15 protein-coding genes are annotated in these 13,947 nt (G+C 51.0%); 7 read left to right on the top strand and 8 right to left on the bottom strand.

The genetic code is table 11. From position 1 onward, the window contains the following. Positions 1-60: 60 nt before the first annotated feature. The 3 genes from KK083_RS27295 to KK083_RS27285 form a co-directional block, all read right to left on the bottom strand. Positions 61-2,526, bottom strand: coding sequence for an ABC transporter permease (locus tag KK083_RS27295; RefSeq protein ID WP_254169314.1), 2,466 nt, complete (start codon positions 2,524-2,526; stop codon positions 61-63). 288 nt (positions 2,527-2,814) lie between these two features. After that, a complete protein-coding gene (locus KK083_RS27290; RefSeq protein WP_254169313.1) occupies positions 2,815-3,246 on the bottom strand; it encodes a KGG domain-containing protein in 432 nt (143 codons plus the stop codon). A 302-nt stretch (positions 3,247-3,548) separates the two neighbouring features. Next, positions 3,549-3,761 carry a con-10 family general stress protein gene (locus tag KK083_RS27285; RefSeq protein WP_254169312.1) on the bottom strand — a complete coding sequence of 71 codons (213 nt, stop codon included), beginning with the start codon at positions 3,759-3,761 and terminating at the stop codon, positions 3,549-3,551. Between the two features lie 176 nt (positions 3,762-3,937). Here KK083_RS27285 and KK083_RS27280 point away from each other — a divergent pair, with 176 nt between their 5' ends. The 3 genes from KK083_RS27280 (at position 3,938) to KK083_RS27270 (ending at position 6,469) form a co-directional block, all read left to right on the top strand. Further along, positions 3,938-4,312, top strand: coding sequence for an FAD-dependent oxidoreductase (locus tag KK083_RS27280; RefSeq protein ID WP_254169311.1), 375 nt, complete (start codon positions 3,938-3,940; stop codon positions 4,310-4,312). Continuing rightward, positions 4,309-5,253, top strand: a complete 945-nt coding sequence (locus KK083_RS27275) for a flavin monoamine oxidase family protein (RefSeq protein WP_254169310.1) — start codon at positions 4,309-4,311, stop codon at positions 5,251-5,253. Before KK083_RS27280 ends, KK083_RS27275 begins: the two co-directional genes overlap by 4 nt. 103 nt (positions 5,254-5,356) lie before the next feature. After that, positions 5,357-6,469 (top strand): OmpA family protein, encoded by a 1,113-nt coding sequence (locus KK083_RS27270; RefSeq protein ID WP_254169309.1) that lies wholly within the window; start codon positions 5,357-5,359, stop codon positions 6,467-6,469. A gap of 165 nt (positions 6,470-6,634) precedes the next feature. Here the strand turns inward: KK083_RS27270 and KK083_RS27265 are convergent, their stop codons facing one another. Further along, positions 6,635-7,156: a YdeI/OmpD-associated family protein gene (locus KK083_RS27265; protein ID WP_254169308.1), complete on the bottom strand. Its 522-nt coding sequence runs from the start codon at positions 7,154-7,156 to the stop codon at positions 6,635-6,637. A gap of 36 nt (positions 7,157-7,192) precedes the next feature. Beyond that, positions 7,193-8,149 carry a diacylglycerol/lipid kinase family protein gene (locus tag KK083_RS27260; protein WP_254169307.1) on the bottom strand — a complete coding sequence of 319 codons (957 nt, stop codon included), beginning with the start codon at positions 8,147-8,149 and terminating at the stop codon, positions 7,193-7,195. An 86-nt stretch (positions 8,150-8,235) separates the two neighbouring features. Between KK083_RS27260 and surE the strand changes: the two genes are divergently transcribed. The 3 genes from surE to KK083_RS27245 all read left to right on the top strand — a co-directional run bounded on the left by surE (position 8,236) and on the right by KK083_RS27245 (position 10,852). Further along, positions 8,236-8,973: a 5'/3'-nucleotidase SurE gene (gene surE, locus KK083_RS27255; RefSeq protein ID WP_254169306.1), complete on the top strand. Its 738-nt coding sequence runs from the start codon at positions 8,236-8,238 to the stop codon at positions 8,971-8,973. Between the two features lie 154 nt (positions 8,974-9,127). Then, a complete protein-coding gene (locus KK083_RS27250; RefSeq protein ID WP_254169305.1) occupies positions 9,128-10,219 on the top strand; it encodes a Gfo/Idh/MocA family protein in 1,092 nt (363 codons plus the stop codon). A gap of 168 nt (positions 10,220-10,387) precedes the next feature. After that, on the top strand, positions 10,388-10,852 hold the full coding sequence (locus KK083_RS27245) for a MaoC family dehydratase (RefSeq protein WP_254169304.1): 465 nt from the start codon (positions 10,388-10,390) through the stop codon (positions 10,850-10,852). A gap of 162 nt (positions 10,853-11,014) precedes the next feature. On the opposite strand, the gene KK083_RS27240 is transcribed toward KK083_RS27245, so the two are convergent. The 3 genes from KK083_RS27240 to KK083_RS27230 form a co-directional block, all read right to left on the bottom strand. Next, on the bottom strand, positions 11,015-11,434 hold the full coding sequence (locus tag KK083_RS27240; RefSeq protein WP_254169303.1) for a hypothetical protein: 420 nt from the start codon (positions 11,432-11,434) through the stop codon (positions 11,015-11,017). 164 nt (positions 11,435-11,598) lie between these two features. Continuing rightward, entirely contained in the window at positions 11,599-11,847 is a 249-nt protein-coding gene (locus KK083_RS27235; protein ID WP_254169302.1) for a hypothetical protein, read from the bottom strand. Positions 11,848-11,989: 142 nt separating this feature from the next. Continuing rightward, the gene (locus KK083_RS27230; protein ID WP_254169301.1) at positions 11,990-12,568 is read right to left on the bottom strand and encodes a DUF4142 domain-containing protein; all 579 of its coding nucleotides are present in this window, start codon (positions 12,566-12,568) and stop codon (positions 11,990-11,992) included. A 123-nt stretch (positions 12,569-12,691) separates the two neighbouring features. Between KK083_RS27230 and KK083_RS27225 the strand changes: the two genes are divergently transcribed. Then, positions 12,692-13,828, top strand: a complete 1,137-nt coding sequence (locus tag KK083_RS27225) for a glycoside hydrolase family 5 protein (RefSeq protein ID WP_254169300.1) — start codon at positions 12,692-12,694, stop codon at positions 13,826-13,828. The last annotated feature ends 119 nt before the right edge of the window (positions 13,829-13,947 follow it).

The following is a 13,947-nucleotide window of genomic DNA, read 5'->3' as shown; positions in this document are numbered from 1 at the left end:
AAATACGGCAAATGCAGATCGAGCTATCGTACCTCGTATTTCGTACTTCGTACCTCCGCACTATTCGTATCGCAGCGATTCCACCGGGTTGGTACGGGCGGCTCTTACGGTTTGATAACTCACGGTGAGCAGTGAAACCAGCAGCACGGTAATACCCGCCGTGGCAAAAATGAACGGTGAAATGGTTGTGCGGTAAGGGAAGCTTTCGATCCAGTTGTTCATGAAGAACCACACCAGCGGAACTGCCAGCACGATAGAAAGCAGCACCAGCTTCACATATTCTTTCGACAACAATACAAAGATGCCCTGGTCTGTGGAGCCAAGCGCCTTGCGGATGCCGATCTCTTTGGTGCGTTGTGTGGCTGTGTATGCGGAAAGGCCGAACAGTCCCAGGCATCCCACAACCATGGCCAGTGCGGCAAAGGTGGTGAACAGTGCCCCGAACTTCTTCTCATTCTCATACTGCCGGTTGAAGAAGTCGTCGAGGAAGAAATATTCGAATGGGTTTCCGGGGAATGCTTTTTCCCAGGCTTCCCGCATGTGTGCTACGGTTCCCTGGAGGTCGCTGGTATTGATGCGCGCCGAATAGTACTCTCCGCCATAATTGGTGCAATAGAACAGTGTAGGGTCAAGCGATTTTTTCAGCGACACCTGGTGATAGTCGTTCACAACACCCACTACGATGGGATAATACTGGAAGTCGTCGATGGCCAGCGTTTGCCCGATGGCATCTTCCGGTTTTTTGAATCCCAACAATCGCGCCGCCGACTCCGTGATGATCGCAGACGTATCCTGATCTTTGGGAAACTCTTCGGAAAAACGGCGTCCGGCGATCAGCTTCATTTGGAACACATCGATAAAATCATAGTCCATGCTATTGAAGCGGATGGCCATCTGCTCATCGTCGGAAGCACCGTAACGTTTGATCGACGCCTTGTACTCGCGCTGTTTTCCCGGAACGGTGACGGACGTAGAAAACCCTTCAACCGCGGGATGTTTCTTTACCTCATTCCTGAAAACGTCCACGGCAGAATTAAAGGCTTTGCGATCGCGGGGCGCAATACCGGGACGCTCCACTACAATGACCTGGTCTATGTTCATACCCAGGTCCTGCTGCATCATATAATTGAGCTGGCGATACACGATCAGGGTTCCGGCAATAAGGGCCACCGAGGCCATGAACTGCAACACCACCAGCGTCTTTCTCAGCATAATGCCGCTGAAGCTGTTCCTCAGTTTTCCCTTCAGCACGGTGACAGGCCTGAACGATGACAGCACCAGCGCGGGATAAAAACCGGAGAGCAGCGTACCGATGATCCACAGGCCAAGCACAGTGCCGAGGAACCAGGGACTGGTGAGATCGATCAATGTAAAATGCGACCCTGACAACGTGTTGAAGTAAGGCAGGGCTATCGCTACCAGCACCACGGCAGCGAGCACGGCCAGCAGGTTGATGAATGCAGCTTCCACCAGGAACTGACGGATCAGCTGTGCCTTGAAAGCGCCCATCACCTTGCGCACCCCCACTTCCTTGGCGCGCTCCATCGCTTTGGCGGTTGACAGGTTGATGTAGTTGATCCAGGCGATGACCATCACAAAAATACCGATCATGGCCAGGAAGCGAACGATCCTTCCGTCACCATTGGCTTCGAACTCTTCGGCCAGGTTGGAGGTCAGGTGAATATCTTTGACAGGCTGAAGCGAGAGGATATCGCGCTGGTTGCGTTCCTTGAGACCGGGGCTGTACTTCTCCACGATGCCGGCGAATTTCTCCTCGAGCCTGGCGGGATCGGTGCCCGGCCGGACTTTTATAAAAGTATACATATCTTTCCGCTGCCAGCTCTGATCGTATCGCACGGGTGCACGTTCGAACCGCGAGAACAGGGTCCTGTAGGAGAACAGCACGTCAAACTTCAGGTGGGTATTGGCGGGAAGATTTTTGAACACACCTGTAACCTTCACAAGCTCATTATTAAAATCGTCGTCCTGAAGACGCAGCATTTTGCCGATGGGGTCTTCATTACCGAAATACAGTTTGGCATATTGCTCAGACACCACTGCCGTGAAAGGTTGTGCGAGCGCTGTTTTCGCGTCACCTGCTACCATGGGGTATCCTACAAGCGGAAGGAACGACGAATCCGCATACAGGAACCTGCGTTGCTTCAGCGCGATGGGATCGGGCTTGCCCTCTTCATTGGTGATGATGACATTATTTTTATACCCAATGTTGTACAACCTCGCATTGCCCACCACCTCGGGCAGCTCATGGCTGAGCGCAGGGCCGGCGCCGGGGTAATTTTCCGCGCTGGACATCACCAGTTCATTATTCACATAAGAGGTGAGTGAAACACGGTAAAGGTTCTCAAGATCTGGGATAAAATCCTCGTAGCTCTGTTCGAACCTGACGTATTGCGCAATGAGCAGAAACACCGTCATGCCAATGGCCAGTCCAGTGATATTGAGGAATGAGAAGAACTTGTTCTTTTTCAGGCTTCTGAATGCGGTAAGGAAGAGGTTACGGATCATAGGCAGGGGGGTTGGTGCTTGCTATGTAGTAAAGACTGATGGATTTTGCAAAGGTTACACCCCGTAGACGGAAAAACCTCACCCCCGGCCCCTCTCCTTGGGAGAGGGGAGACTGCTTTCGAAGCCGGATAAGATTAGGTGGACAAATCAGATTTCTGTCAGGCAATCAAAGTAGATCCGGCTCCCTTCTCCACTTGTGGAGAAGGGCCGGGGGATGAGGCCAAAAAAAACATAGGCAGCCCGCTAAAAAACCGGACTGCCTATGTTTTACCGAGAGGACTACTTTGTCTAACCTTCTTCGTCACTGCCGCGACTGCGTGTACTGCGGCCGATGTTTCCATCTCCTAATCCTTCGTCTTCATCCTCGTCAGTTTCACTGTAAGAAGCTTGCTCTCTCTTTGCAACTTCATCTTCTTCTTCCAGCGAATTCAAATCCCTTTGAGACATATCAATATCGCGCTGTGAATCGCGATGCTCCTGATCTTTCCTGTTGTTGGCGGAAGAGCCCGAGCGACTCCTTCCGGAGCTCTGCGAGGCTTTGCCACCCTGGCTGGATATCTCACGTTGTTTGTCTTTGTCCATGGACGCAAAACCACGATTTGATGTGTTGGACTGTGCTGAGGCACGTCCGCCCCGGCTGGCAATTTCCCGCTGCCGGGCCTCATCCATGGATCCAAATCCCTTTCCACTATTGCCCTTACTACCCTTTCCTTGTGCCATAACATTCTTGGTTTAGTGAGTAATAATTTGACTAAAACGGGATATCCGATCCCGTATTGTTAAGAATAATTATTATGCCACCGCCTGCACCGGAAACAAAAAACAGTTCCTGCGGACATTCATCTACAGAGATTCGACAGTCCACGGACGACGGTCCACGGTATGGGTGTACAGTCGTCGGACCACTGACTCACGCGCGGGCCCTGCGCAGTGGTCTGACGACGATCTGCAGGGCCGCCAAAAAAAAATGTCCCAGCTTTCACCGGGACATTTTGATGTTGTTTACAGGTAACGGTTCAAAGTCATGGTAATGCATTTCCATTTTGGTTTGCACGGTTGCTACGGCTGGTGCCGCTTGCTTCCCCACCCTTTCTTCCGATCTCCGCCATGTGCTCACGATTCCGGCTTACGGTGGCGCCGCCTTTTCTGGCGATCTCGCGCTGACGTTCCGGATCCATCGAAGCAAAACCGCGATTAGCAATTCCACCTCCCTGGCTTTTCCTCTCTCGTTCCATAAACTGCGTTTAAATAAAATAAAACATCACATTTCCACCGCCCGGCACAAAACATATGCCTATCAACGAAGATGACAGCAATGATTGGATCCCGCTTCACGACACCTGCCTGCTGCCAGGGCATTGTGATTTAGGGAAGAAAAAATAAACGCACAAGAATTTTACCGGTATCGGATATGAATAGCATTATTGAACGACAAACGGAAGCGCCGATCATCGTCATCGGCGCAGGTGCCGCCGGCCTCATGGCTGCCTGCACGCTCAGCAAAAACGGCTCGCATGTCATACTGCTCGAAGCACGCAACAGGATCGGGGGAAGAATTTGTACACTTCCCAACCATGAATTCTCTCACCCCGCAGAAGCCGGTGCTGAGTTCATTCATGGCGATCTCCCCATCACATCGGCCATGCTCGAGTCCGCAGGCATCAGGAGCAACGCCATGCAGGGAAAGATCTTCAAGCTCGACAAAGGAAGGCTGAGGAAGACGACCTCTTCGGCGACGAGCTCGAACAGCTCCTGCAAGCGCTTAAGGAACTTAAGACCGATATGACCCTCGGAGAATTTCTCAGCCGCCATTTTTCAGGTCCTGAGCACAGCGCGTTTCGCGACAGCATCACAAGGTTCGTGGAAGGATACAATGCCGCAGATCTTTCTAAGGTAAGCGCCCTTGCTATCAGAGAAGAATGGTCGCAAGACGATGAACCCGAGCAACGCCGGCCCGCCGGGGGTTACGGCCAACTCATGGAGCACCTGCTCGCGCAGGTATTGCAGCAAGGAGTGACCGTTCACCTTTCCAGCATTGTCTCGCACATTCAATGGCAGCCGGGAAAAGTAGTCATCGAGACCACCGACGGTAATTCATATAGTGCTCAGAAAGTGCTGATCACCGTTCCTATCGGCGTGCTACAACATGAGCGCATCACTTTCACACCGGCAATACCCGCTTACCTGGAAGCCGCGAAGAACATCGGCTTCGGATCTGTCATCAAATTTCTGCTGGAGTTCAAAACACCTTTCTGGGAAAACCTTGTCGCACGCCCCGTTCATAACATGGGGTTCATGCTTTCAGATGCCACCATCCCTACGTGGTGGACCCAACTTCCCGATACCACACCACTGCTCACCGGATGGCTCGGTGGCCCTTCGGCAGCGCAGCTTCATACGGGAGCCGAACAGATGTTGAACGAAGCGCTTCGCTCATTGTCTTATATTTTCGATTGCAGTGTCGACCTGTTACGACAGCAGCTCAGACACTGGTACATCAGCGACTGGAAAAATGATCCGTTCGCCTGCGGTGCTTACTCCTACGCCACCATAGAGACTCCCCGGGCGCGGGAAATACTCAACACTCCTGTGGCTGACACAATCTACTTTAGTGGAGAAGCAGTGTACGATGGTCCACACACCGGAACAGTGGAAGCCGCGCTGGTCAGCGGCAGAGAAGCAGCAATAAAGATGCTGCATGCGTACAGTGAGGACGTGGAAAATTAAACCCGGATAAATATTCTAAAACCGTCCGGTTGGCATAAGAATTATTGCTGGTGTTTTCAAATTTTTCCTAAAAATCTGTCTAGTCTTTTTTAATCCAAGGGGTATGAAATGGAGTGTACTGAAAACTGCTTTCGCTACAGTTGTAATTAGCGTATTACTAACGCCAGCGTTTTGCCAAAACTATTATCTGGTTATTGGAGCCTTCGCCACTGACAAAGACGACGCCCGTGAATTTACAAGCTACCTTCCCGGCAAGTCTTTGGATACCGCGTATACCATGTATAACGGTGGTAACATGATGCACTTTTATGTGATGAAAACTTCCAGCAAGGATATGCTTCTTGCACGCTCACTGAAAGTACAGCAGGAAATTGAAACCGGAGCACAGCTGCAACAGCAAACGCTCGATGGCGTGGCCGGTGTTGCAGGTCCGCCAGCGCCCGGCGTGGTAACGGCGAGCTCAGGTCTTTCCAGCGCCGCTTCGTCTGCTACCGGAAGCGCGCCGGTGAAACCTAAAGGCAAGTTCTTTAAATTCGCCATCACCAAATACAACGGTGAAGCTTTCCCTGCGCAGGTTCACCAGATCGACCTCACGAAAGGTCGTGATATGGGAAGTTATACCGCCGGGGTCAATGTCGATCTGCTGAATCCTCCGTCGAGCGAGCCTTTGGCATTGGTATGCGGTGTATTTGGCTACAAGGAAGTTGAAAAGCTGGTTGACTACAGCAATCCCTCCAATACCAGCGGAGTTTACATGGACAACGAGGGCGCGTGGGTTATTCCCTATACACTGGAAAGACTCGGCAAAGGCGATGTTTCAGTGATGTACAACGTAGCTTTTTATCCGGATGCGGTAATCATGCAACCGCCCTCAAAAAATGATCTTGACGAGCTGGTGAACCTTATGCTGGAGAACCCCAACTATGTGATCAAAGTGCACGCACACTGCAATGGCAAGAAGAGCCGGAAGATCGCTACCGTGGGAGAAAGCAACGACTATTTTAATATCCAGAATGTAGTTAATACCGATGCGAGCGCAAAAACACTAACCAACATGCGGGCACAAGCCGTTCGTTCTTATCTCGCACAACATAACATCAGCGCCGACCGCGTCAAGATCTACGGATGGGGAGGAACTGAAATGCTGGTGGATGAAAGTCATCCGAATGCTACGAGGCTGAATGATAGAATTGAGATCGAGGTTTTGAAGGATTGAATAAGAAGTCAGGAGCCAGGAGTCAGGAGCCAGGAGGAGGAGTAAGGATTAAGAATTAAGGAGTAAGGAGAAGGCTGATCTGAGCTGGTTAGTTTTGAGTATCCGACAAGGAATGCTGAATGATGAAGGGAGTGAGCTTCTACATTCGGTGTTCCTTGTTTCGTTTTACTCGTCTTTCGATTTTTTAGAAGGTTTGTCTTTGCTTGCTTTCTGAGCATGCAGCAGACCGGCCTTGGCTTTTTCCATCATTTGCAGCGAGCGTTTGATACGACTGTCTACATTCCTGACGGAGGCGATATAGTGAACGAGGCTGCGCTGAAGGCCTAGCGGGAATGTATTCCAGACCGCCATCGCTTTGTCGTCTTCCGCCAGCACGGCTTCAAGCTCTTCGGGCATTTCTATCACGGAGGGATCCACGAGCCGAAAGGTAACGTCTACCTCATCGCCTGACCTGATACGGGCTGCTTTTCGCAGGGCTGCATTCACCGAAAAGAAACGGATGCCTCCCTTCTTATACTGCGGCGCGAGTGCAAAAGGCACACCGTTCAACGTTCCCTTGGTGCGGATCTTTCCGGCAGGCAGTGCTTCTACTATTTCTTCGGGCAGAAATATAACAGAGGGCATCATACTTCCTTTTACAGAAGACAATGTGCCTTTGAAGCTGAAGGTCGATTTCGATCTGGGCATGGCTATATCCTGGCCTATGCCAAAGATAAAAAAATTTCAGGCTGAATTAGCTGACGACGGCTTCTCTGCAGCCTTTGCCTTCTCGATGGCGTTGATGGATTCAGACGGATGCTCAGGCACCAAGAACTCGAGCACACCTTCCTGGAGTTTTATCTTCACTTCCACGGGTTCCTTCAGCTCGAGGATCTCATCGTCAACATGCAGGAGCCTGCCTTCCCAATAGATGTCAAGATTTTTTGCATTGAGAATATTGAACACGGGAGCTTGTTCTATGCCATGCAGCTTGTTGTGTACATAAGAAGCAAATTCCTCGCGCTGTCGTTCCGCGATGAGGATCACATCAAACGATCCGTCGCCGGGATCAGCGAACGGCGCAAGGTTGAGGTTGGGGCCGATCGACTGGGTGTTCATCACTTCCGCCAGCAGGAACTTGCCCGAATGGTCCGCACCGTCGAGAGAGATCTTGCAATACCGCGCCTTGCTGTTGAGGATGATGTCGTGCAGCTCTTCCAGTGCCATCTTCAGGTTCTTCTCCGGCGAATCGCTCAGGCGTTCCTTTTTTTTCTGCATCACTTTCATCAGGCGCGGAAACACACCGTAGCCGAATCCTTCCAGGAAGAATTCAGCTTTCTTCAGGCCATAGATCCTTCCTACATCATACTTCTTGATGTTCTTGTTGTTCCAGGTCTCGATAATATCTTTCGGCTCACCTGTAATGCCCAGCGTGGTTGCAATGTTATTGGCAGTGCCCAGCGGAATAATACCGATCGGCATTTTTCTATCCAGCATTACGGCGGCAACCTTCCTCACGGTGCCATCGCCGCCGGCGAGCACCACAAAATCAGCAGCCGCTTCAACATCGTCCCAGCCCTTCTTTTTTGTGGACGAATAACTACATTCAAATCCCGCATTCCTGATGAGGGTAAGCAGCTTCTTCTTGGTATACTCGCCTTCCCCGGCCTTGGGATTGTGCAATATATTGGCAGATCTCATTCGCGAACATTCTAGCTATGCGCTTATAAGAATCCCATACCATACACCTGTCGGACCGATGGAATGAAAATATTAAGGGCATTAGCATGAGAATACTGGTAACGAACGATGACGGAATTTACAGCCCGGGCATTGCCGCCCTGGCCAGGATCGCTACACGTTTTGGCGAAGTGCGCGTAGTAGCACCCGATGTAGAACAATCTTCCATGGGCCATGCCATCACGGCTTCGAGGCCGCTCTTTTATAAAAAATCACCCATCACCTTCGAGGGTATAGAAGCTTACCGGGTGAACGGTACACCGGCGGATTGTGTCGCGCTCGGTTCACATCTCTGGCAAAAAACAGACGTTGTGCTTTCGGGCATCAACATGGGTGCAAACCTCGGCAACGCGATGTGGCATTCAGGCACGCTGGCAGGTGCGAAACAGGCGGTGCTGCTTGGCATGAAGGGGATAGCCCTGAGCACACCGGCAGGAAAAACAGAACCCGACTTCGATCTGCTCGAGCCATATGTGGAGAAAACGCTGGCTACATTGCTCGAGAATCCTCACCTCTCACTCGTGAATGTGAACTTTCCGAAAGACCCGCAAGGTATGAAATGGACCCGGCAATCTGTTCGTCAGTACGATGGCAGGGTTGTGCCCGGCACGGATCCGATGGGAAGAAAACACTACTGGTTTACCGTGGCGCCGCTCGAGCCCGCCGAAGAAGGAACAGACCGGTGGGCGGTGGAACAGGGTTATGTATCTATTACACCCCTGCGGCTTGACCTCACCAATGAAGAAGAGCTGGTACGGGTACAGCATCAGGAGCTGCCGGCTTAATCGATAATCAGTAATCAGTAATCGGTAATCGGTAATCGGTGATGAGTCATGTTATGTGATCAAACCGGTTACTGAATACCGTTTACCGATTACCATTTATTGGTGTACATTTAGGGAGATTTCACGATCATCCGATGTTACCTAACCTGGCCTTATGAAAAACATTCTCTTACTTCTCCTTCTTCCCGTTGTGCTTTCCTATGGTCAGCAGCCATCCAAGCCACTCCGCATCGGTATCGCGGGGCTCTCTCACTCGCACGTTCACGGGCTGCTGGGAAGCGCTAACCGTGGCGAGATCCAGATCGTAGGCATAGCTGAGTCTGACCGCGCACTGGCAGAGCGCTACCTGAAGCGATACAACCTCAGTCTCGACCTTCTTTATCCCACACTTGATGAGATGCTGGCGAAAGCGAAACCGGAGGCTGTTACTGCCTTCAACAGCATTTATGATCACCTGGAGGTTGTCAAGAAATGTGCGCCCCTGAAGGTGCATGTGATGGTGGAGAAACCCCTCGCCGTGAGCCTTGATCATGCCCGGCAGATGGAGGCGCTCGCGAAGAAACACAATATCCACCTGCTCACGAACTATGAGACCACCTGGTACGGCAGCAACCACCAGGCATACCGGATGGTCTATGGAGATAAAAGCATCGGTGACCTTCGCAAGATCGTGGTGCATGACGGTCACCGCGGCCCCAAAGAGATCGGCGTGAACCAGGAGTTCCTTCAATGGCTCACAGATCCGGTGCTGAACGGTGGCGGAGCCCTCATGGACTTCGGGTGTTATGGTGCCAACCTGATCACGTGGCTGCTGAACGGCGAGCGCCCTGAAAGCGTAACGGCCATCACCCAGCAGATCAAACCCGACATCTACCCGAAAGTGGATGATGAAGCCACCATTATTGTCACCTATCCCAAAATGCAGGGAGTGATCCAAGCGTCGTGGAACTGGCCCTACAATCGAAAAGATATGGAGGTGTACGGCCAGACCGGCTACCTCAAGGCTGACCGCAGCACGCTTTCAATGCAGATCGGCGATGACCCCATACAGCAAAAGCAATTTCCGGCGCCTGCCTTCGACAATCCTTTTGTTTATCTCGCTGCTGTTGTGCGTGGCACGGAGGTGGTAAAAGATACCGACCTCTCTTCACTGCCCATCAACGTTATTGCGATGGAGATCCTGGATGCTGCTAGGCAGTCGGCCAAAGAAGGGAAAACGATCCGTCTTAAAAAAGACAAAAAATGACGAGCGCCCTCCGTCATGTTGAGCGACAGCGAAACATCCCCATTTGCGTAACACGAACTGCAGATTTTACTGGTACCTTGTCCGAAAGACAGTATTTTCTAATTTTATTTCTCCTCATCGCTTGCGCATTGCAACCAAGCAACTATTTTTAGAACCTTAATCAACCCTATGGCCAAAGTAATCGTTGGAAGTTTTCAGGAGTTTGAACAGTATCTCGGACAAGACCTGGGCGTATCGGAGTACGTGAAGATAGACCAGGCACGCATCAATCAATTTGCAGAGGCCACCCTCGACCATCAGTGGATCCACACCGATGCCCGGAGAGCCGAAACAGAGAGCCCGTTCAAAAAAACGATCGCTCACGGATACCTGGCGCTGTCTCTTGTACCGTACCTGTGGAACCAGATCGCGGAGATCAACAACATCAAGATGCTGATCAATTATGGCATCGAAGACCTGAAATTCAATCAGCCCGTGGTGGTTGACAGCGAAGTGAGACTCCGTGTAAAACTGGCATCACTGGTCAACCTGCGGGGCATTGCCAAGACCGGCCTGGAAGCCGTGCTCGAGATCAAAGACAATCCCAAACCTGCATTTACGGCAACCGTTGTGCTGCTCTATCATTTCAAATAAGTCTCAATTTTGTTCCCGAAGCTCCGATCGCTATCGGGAACGCAGATAGACACTGATAATATCTGCTTCACCAGCGAATCAGCGGGAACGTGCATTCATAAAAAGAGGCTGTCACAAAGTACAGCCTCTTCTTTTACTAATCTCACTTATTCACTAACTCACTTATTGATCTTTGAGGCCTCCCCCGCTCTGCTGCGGCCTGTTGGCATTGTCTATCACTTTTCCATTCTTATCGAACCGGTACGTTTTTGGTGTAGCGGAACCGTTGTTAATATCCAGTGAATACTCACCTGTGCCCCTGTCCTGGTAGAGGGTGGAATTTTCCCATCCTTTATACTGGGTTCCCTGCAGGGTTTGACGTAACGTAGAGGGTACCTGGTCCTGCGGCACCACCATCATGTCCTGCGTGCGATACTGGTTTCCCTGCTGCGCCGGAGTAGGTGTCTGCGGCTGAGGCACAGGAGACTGTGTCGGTGTCTGCGTTCGCTGTTGCTGTTTGTTACGCGTTGTATCAGTCTGCGCGTGAAGCACGGATAAACCTATCAGAAGCGATCCGGCCATGGTCATCAACATTTTTTTCATTGTTATAAATTTTAACGGTTTAACATCTATCCGCGTGCGCTTAAAAATAAATTATGCCATCGAACAGACTTTCCGTTTTTTACGATATACGGTCCATAATAAAGATGAATAGCGGCGACCCGATAAAGGAGCATACCCCATTGGGCGAAAACATTCCCCAGGCACTACCGCGCTGCTGCATATGACTGCGCCGGTCCGTTTCCACGGAGCGATCTTTTCAGGTATGCCTTCCTGGAAATAAGCTTGCGATAATGTCCCCTTACAAACCGGTATCGGCCGTTGTAAACATAGTATTGCGGTTCCCACACCCATCCGGTCACTGGCGTTCTCGCGGTTACTTTCTGCTGCGAACGCGGAGAAAATTTCTCGGTACCTGAACATGCCGACAGCATATACACACCTATCATTGCCATTATCCCCGCTAAAATCTGTCTGATGCATTTCATAGTATCGTGTTTTTTCTGATTGATCAATTATTACTAAAAAAGCCTGCGTTTCAATTCAGGCTTTTTCTTTTTATCTAACTAAACGACTGAATGACTTCAGAGTCATGCATCACTTCAACGCATCGCGAACCCGCTGCGCTTCTTCGAGGTGATGGCGCAATGTTGTTACTTTGCCGGCAGCCCATGACTTGACATCAGGGTCTTCACTTTTTTCAGCGGCTTTTTCGAATTCATCGATGTCGTCTTTGTGATCTTTCACCATCAGGTCCATATAATCTTTATCGAAATCCGCGCCCCGTTTCTGATCTAAGTCATAATATTTTTTCTGGCAATCTTCACTCATGACCGTGGGCAACGTTATATTCTTCTTGCCGGCAAGCGCTTTCAACTCATTGTTTGCTTTGGTGTGATCGTCAACCATCATCTGTGCAAACTTTTTCACCTGCGGAGAAGCAGCCTTTGTCAGCGCAAGGGTGCCGAGCTGTACTTCAAGCAGGCCGCCATCCGCTGCCTCTACGGCAAACTTGGAAGCATCCACGGAAAATTCAGAAGCGTCTTTGGCGCTTGAGTCCTTCTTTTCATTCTGATCTTCTGCCACGGCTACACTATCGTCGCTTTTTTTCGTTTCGCATGCGGTGAAGGCGAACAGGAAAAGCAGTGCAAAAATGTAAGGAATGTTGTTTTTCATAATCTAAGTTGTTGTTACCTATCGACTTCAAAAATATTATGCCGGTCAGGGTTCCAGCTGGTGTCACAGGTACTTGCCTGCTATGCTATACCTGCTTAACTTCAGGAGATATTATACATTCTTATGAACAGGCGAAACTTCATCACAACAACAGCGTTGGGTACGGCCGCCCTCAGCCTGCCCGCTTCCATGTTTGCCACAGCGCAGAAAACCAACCCGCTCCCAAAATGGAAAGGTTTTAACCTGCTTGATTTCTTTTCGCCCGACCCCGCGCAGTCACGGAAACCCACCACGGAAGATTATTTCCGTTGGATGCGTGACTGGGGTTTCGACTTCGTGAGGATACCCATAGCCTATCCGTATTATCTGAACATCGATCGCACAAAGAATATTACGCCCGATGATGTATACAAGATCGACAACGCGGCGGTTGACCGCATCGACAAGCTGGTGACCATGGCGCACCGCTACGGCATGCACGTGAGTCTCAACCTCCACCGCGCGCCTGGCTACTGCATCAACGCCGGGTTTCATGAGCCCTACAACCTGTGGAAAGATCAGGCAGCGCAAGAGGCTTTTTATTTTCACTGGAACATGTGGGCCAAACGTTACAAACATCTTCCCGCCAGCAAGATCAGCTTCGACCTGGTGAATGAGCCCAGCATGCGTGAAGACATGAACGATCAGCATTCCAGATCAAGCGCTGTTCCCGGCGACGTGTACCGGAAAGTAGCCCAGGGTGCGGCTGCGGCCATCCGCAAAGAAAACCCTTCGCACCTGGTGATCGCTGATGGCAACAATGTAGGCAACAACGTGATCCCTGAAATAACAGACCTCAACATCGCGCAAAGCTGTCGCGGATATTTCCCTGGCATCATCTCGCATTATAAAGCGCCGTGGGCCAACAAAGACCCTGACAACCTCCCAGAGCCCAAATGGCCCGGCCAGGTGGGCGAAAAATATCTCAGCAGAACCATGCTCGAAGAATATTACAAACCATGGGGTGAGCTCGCGAGGCAGGGCGTGGGTGTGCACTGCGGCGAATGCGGCTGCTGGAACAAAACGCCACACAACGTGTTCATGGCTTGGTTCACCGATGTGCTCGGCATCCTGAAAGAACATCGCATCGGCTTTGCTTTGTGGGAGTTCTCAGGCGACTTCGGAATCCTCGACTCACGACGGACCGATGTTGCCTACGAAGACTGGTACGGACATAAGCTCGACCGGAAGTATCTCAACCTGCTGATCTCAAATTTCTGATGCAGTCAAGGGATGAGCGCCATGGTCCTTAAAACGATTGCGCCCATCCGGAAGGAAGTCACGGCCGTGGCTGCCCGTAAATCCCGAAGAAACATTTTCGTGGTTTACATTTTTACCCC

Origin of the sequence: Chryseosolibacter histidinae, from assembly GCF_018598225.1 — a bacterium.
Lineage (GTDB): Bacteria > Bacteroidota > Bacteroidia > Cytophagales > Cyclobacteriaceae > Chryseosolibacter > Chryseosolibacter histidini.
Note: the sequence above shows the minus strand (reverse complement) of the source record. Positions and strands in the feature narration are given on the sequence as shown.

Excerpts from the sequence above, each read along its gene's own strand:
- KK083_RS27225 (WP_254169300.1), top strand. The coding sequence starts at position 12,692 with ATGAACAGGCGAAACTTCATCACAACAACAGCGTTGGGTACGGCCGCC.
- KK083_RS27235 (WP_254169302.1), bottom strand. The coding sequence starts at position 11,847 with ATGGCAATGATAGGTGTGTATATGCTGTCGGCATGTTCAGGTACCGAG.
- KK083_RS27230 (WP_254169301.1), bottom strand. The coding sequence starts at position 12,568 with ATGAAAAACAACATTCCTTACATTTTTGCACTGCTTTTCCTGTTCGCC.
- KK083_RS27260 (WP_254169307.1), bottom strand. The coding sequence starts at position 8,149 with ATGAGATCTGCCAATATATTGCACAATCCCAAGGCCGGGGAAGGCGAG.
- KK083_RS27270 (WP_254169309.1), top strand. The coding sequence starts at position 5,357 with ATGAAATGGAGTGTACTGAAAACTGCTTTCGCTACAGTTGTAATTAGC.
- KK083_RS27290 (WP_254169313.1), bottom strand. The coding sequence starts at position 3,246 with ATGGCACAAGGAAAGGGTAGTAAGGGCAATAGTGGAAAGGGATTTGGA.
- surE (WP_254169306.1), top strand. The coding sequence starts at position 8,236 with ATGAGAATACTGGTAACGAACGATGACGGAATTTACAGCCCGGGCATT.
- KK083_RS27250 (WP_254169305.1), top strand. The coding sequence starts at position 9,128 with ATGAAAAACATTCTCTTACTTCTCCTTCTTCCCGTTGTGCTTTCCTAT.
- KK083_RS27245 (WP_254169304.1), top strand. The coding sequence starts at position 10,388 with ATGGCCAAAGTAATCGTTGGAAGTTTTCAGGAGTTTGAACAGTATCTC.
- KK083_RS27295 (WP_254169314.1), bottom strand. The coding sequence starts at position 2,526 with ATGATCCGTAACCTCTTCCTTACCGCATTCAGAAGCCTGAAAAAGAAC.
- KK083_RS27275 (WP_254169310.1), top strand. The coding sequence starts at position 4,309 with ATGACCCTCGGAGAATTTCTCAGCCGCCATTTTTCAGGTCCTGAGCAC.
- KK083_RS27285 (WP_254169312.1), bottom strand. The coding sequence starts at position 3,761 with ATGGAACGAGAGAGGAAAAGCCAGGGAGGTGGAATTGCTAATCGCGGT.
- KK083_RS27240 (WP_254169303.1), bottom strand. The coding sequence starts at position 11,434 with ATGAAAAAAATGTTGATGACCATGGCCGGATCGCTTCTGATAGGTTTA.
- KK083_RS27280 (WP_254169311.1), top strand. The coding sequence starts at position 3,938 with ATGAATAGCATTATTGAACGACAAACGGAAGCGCCGATCATCGTCATC.
- KK083_RS27265 (WP_254169308.1), bottom strand. The coding sequence starts at position 7,156 with ATGCCCAGATCGAAATCGACCTTCAGCTTCAAAGGCACATTGTCTTCT.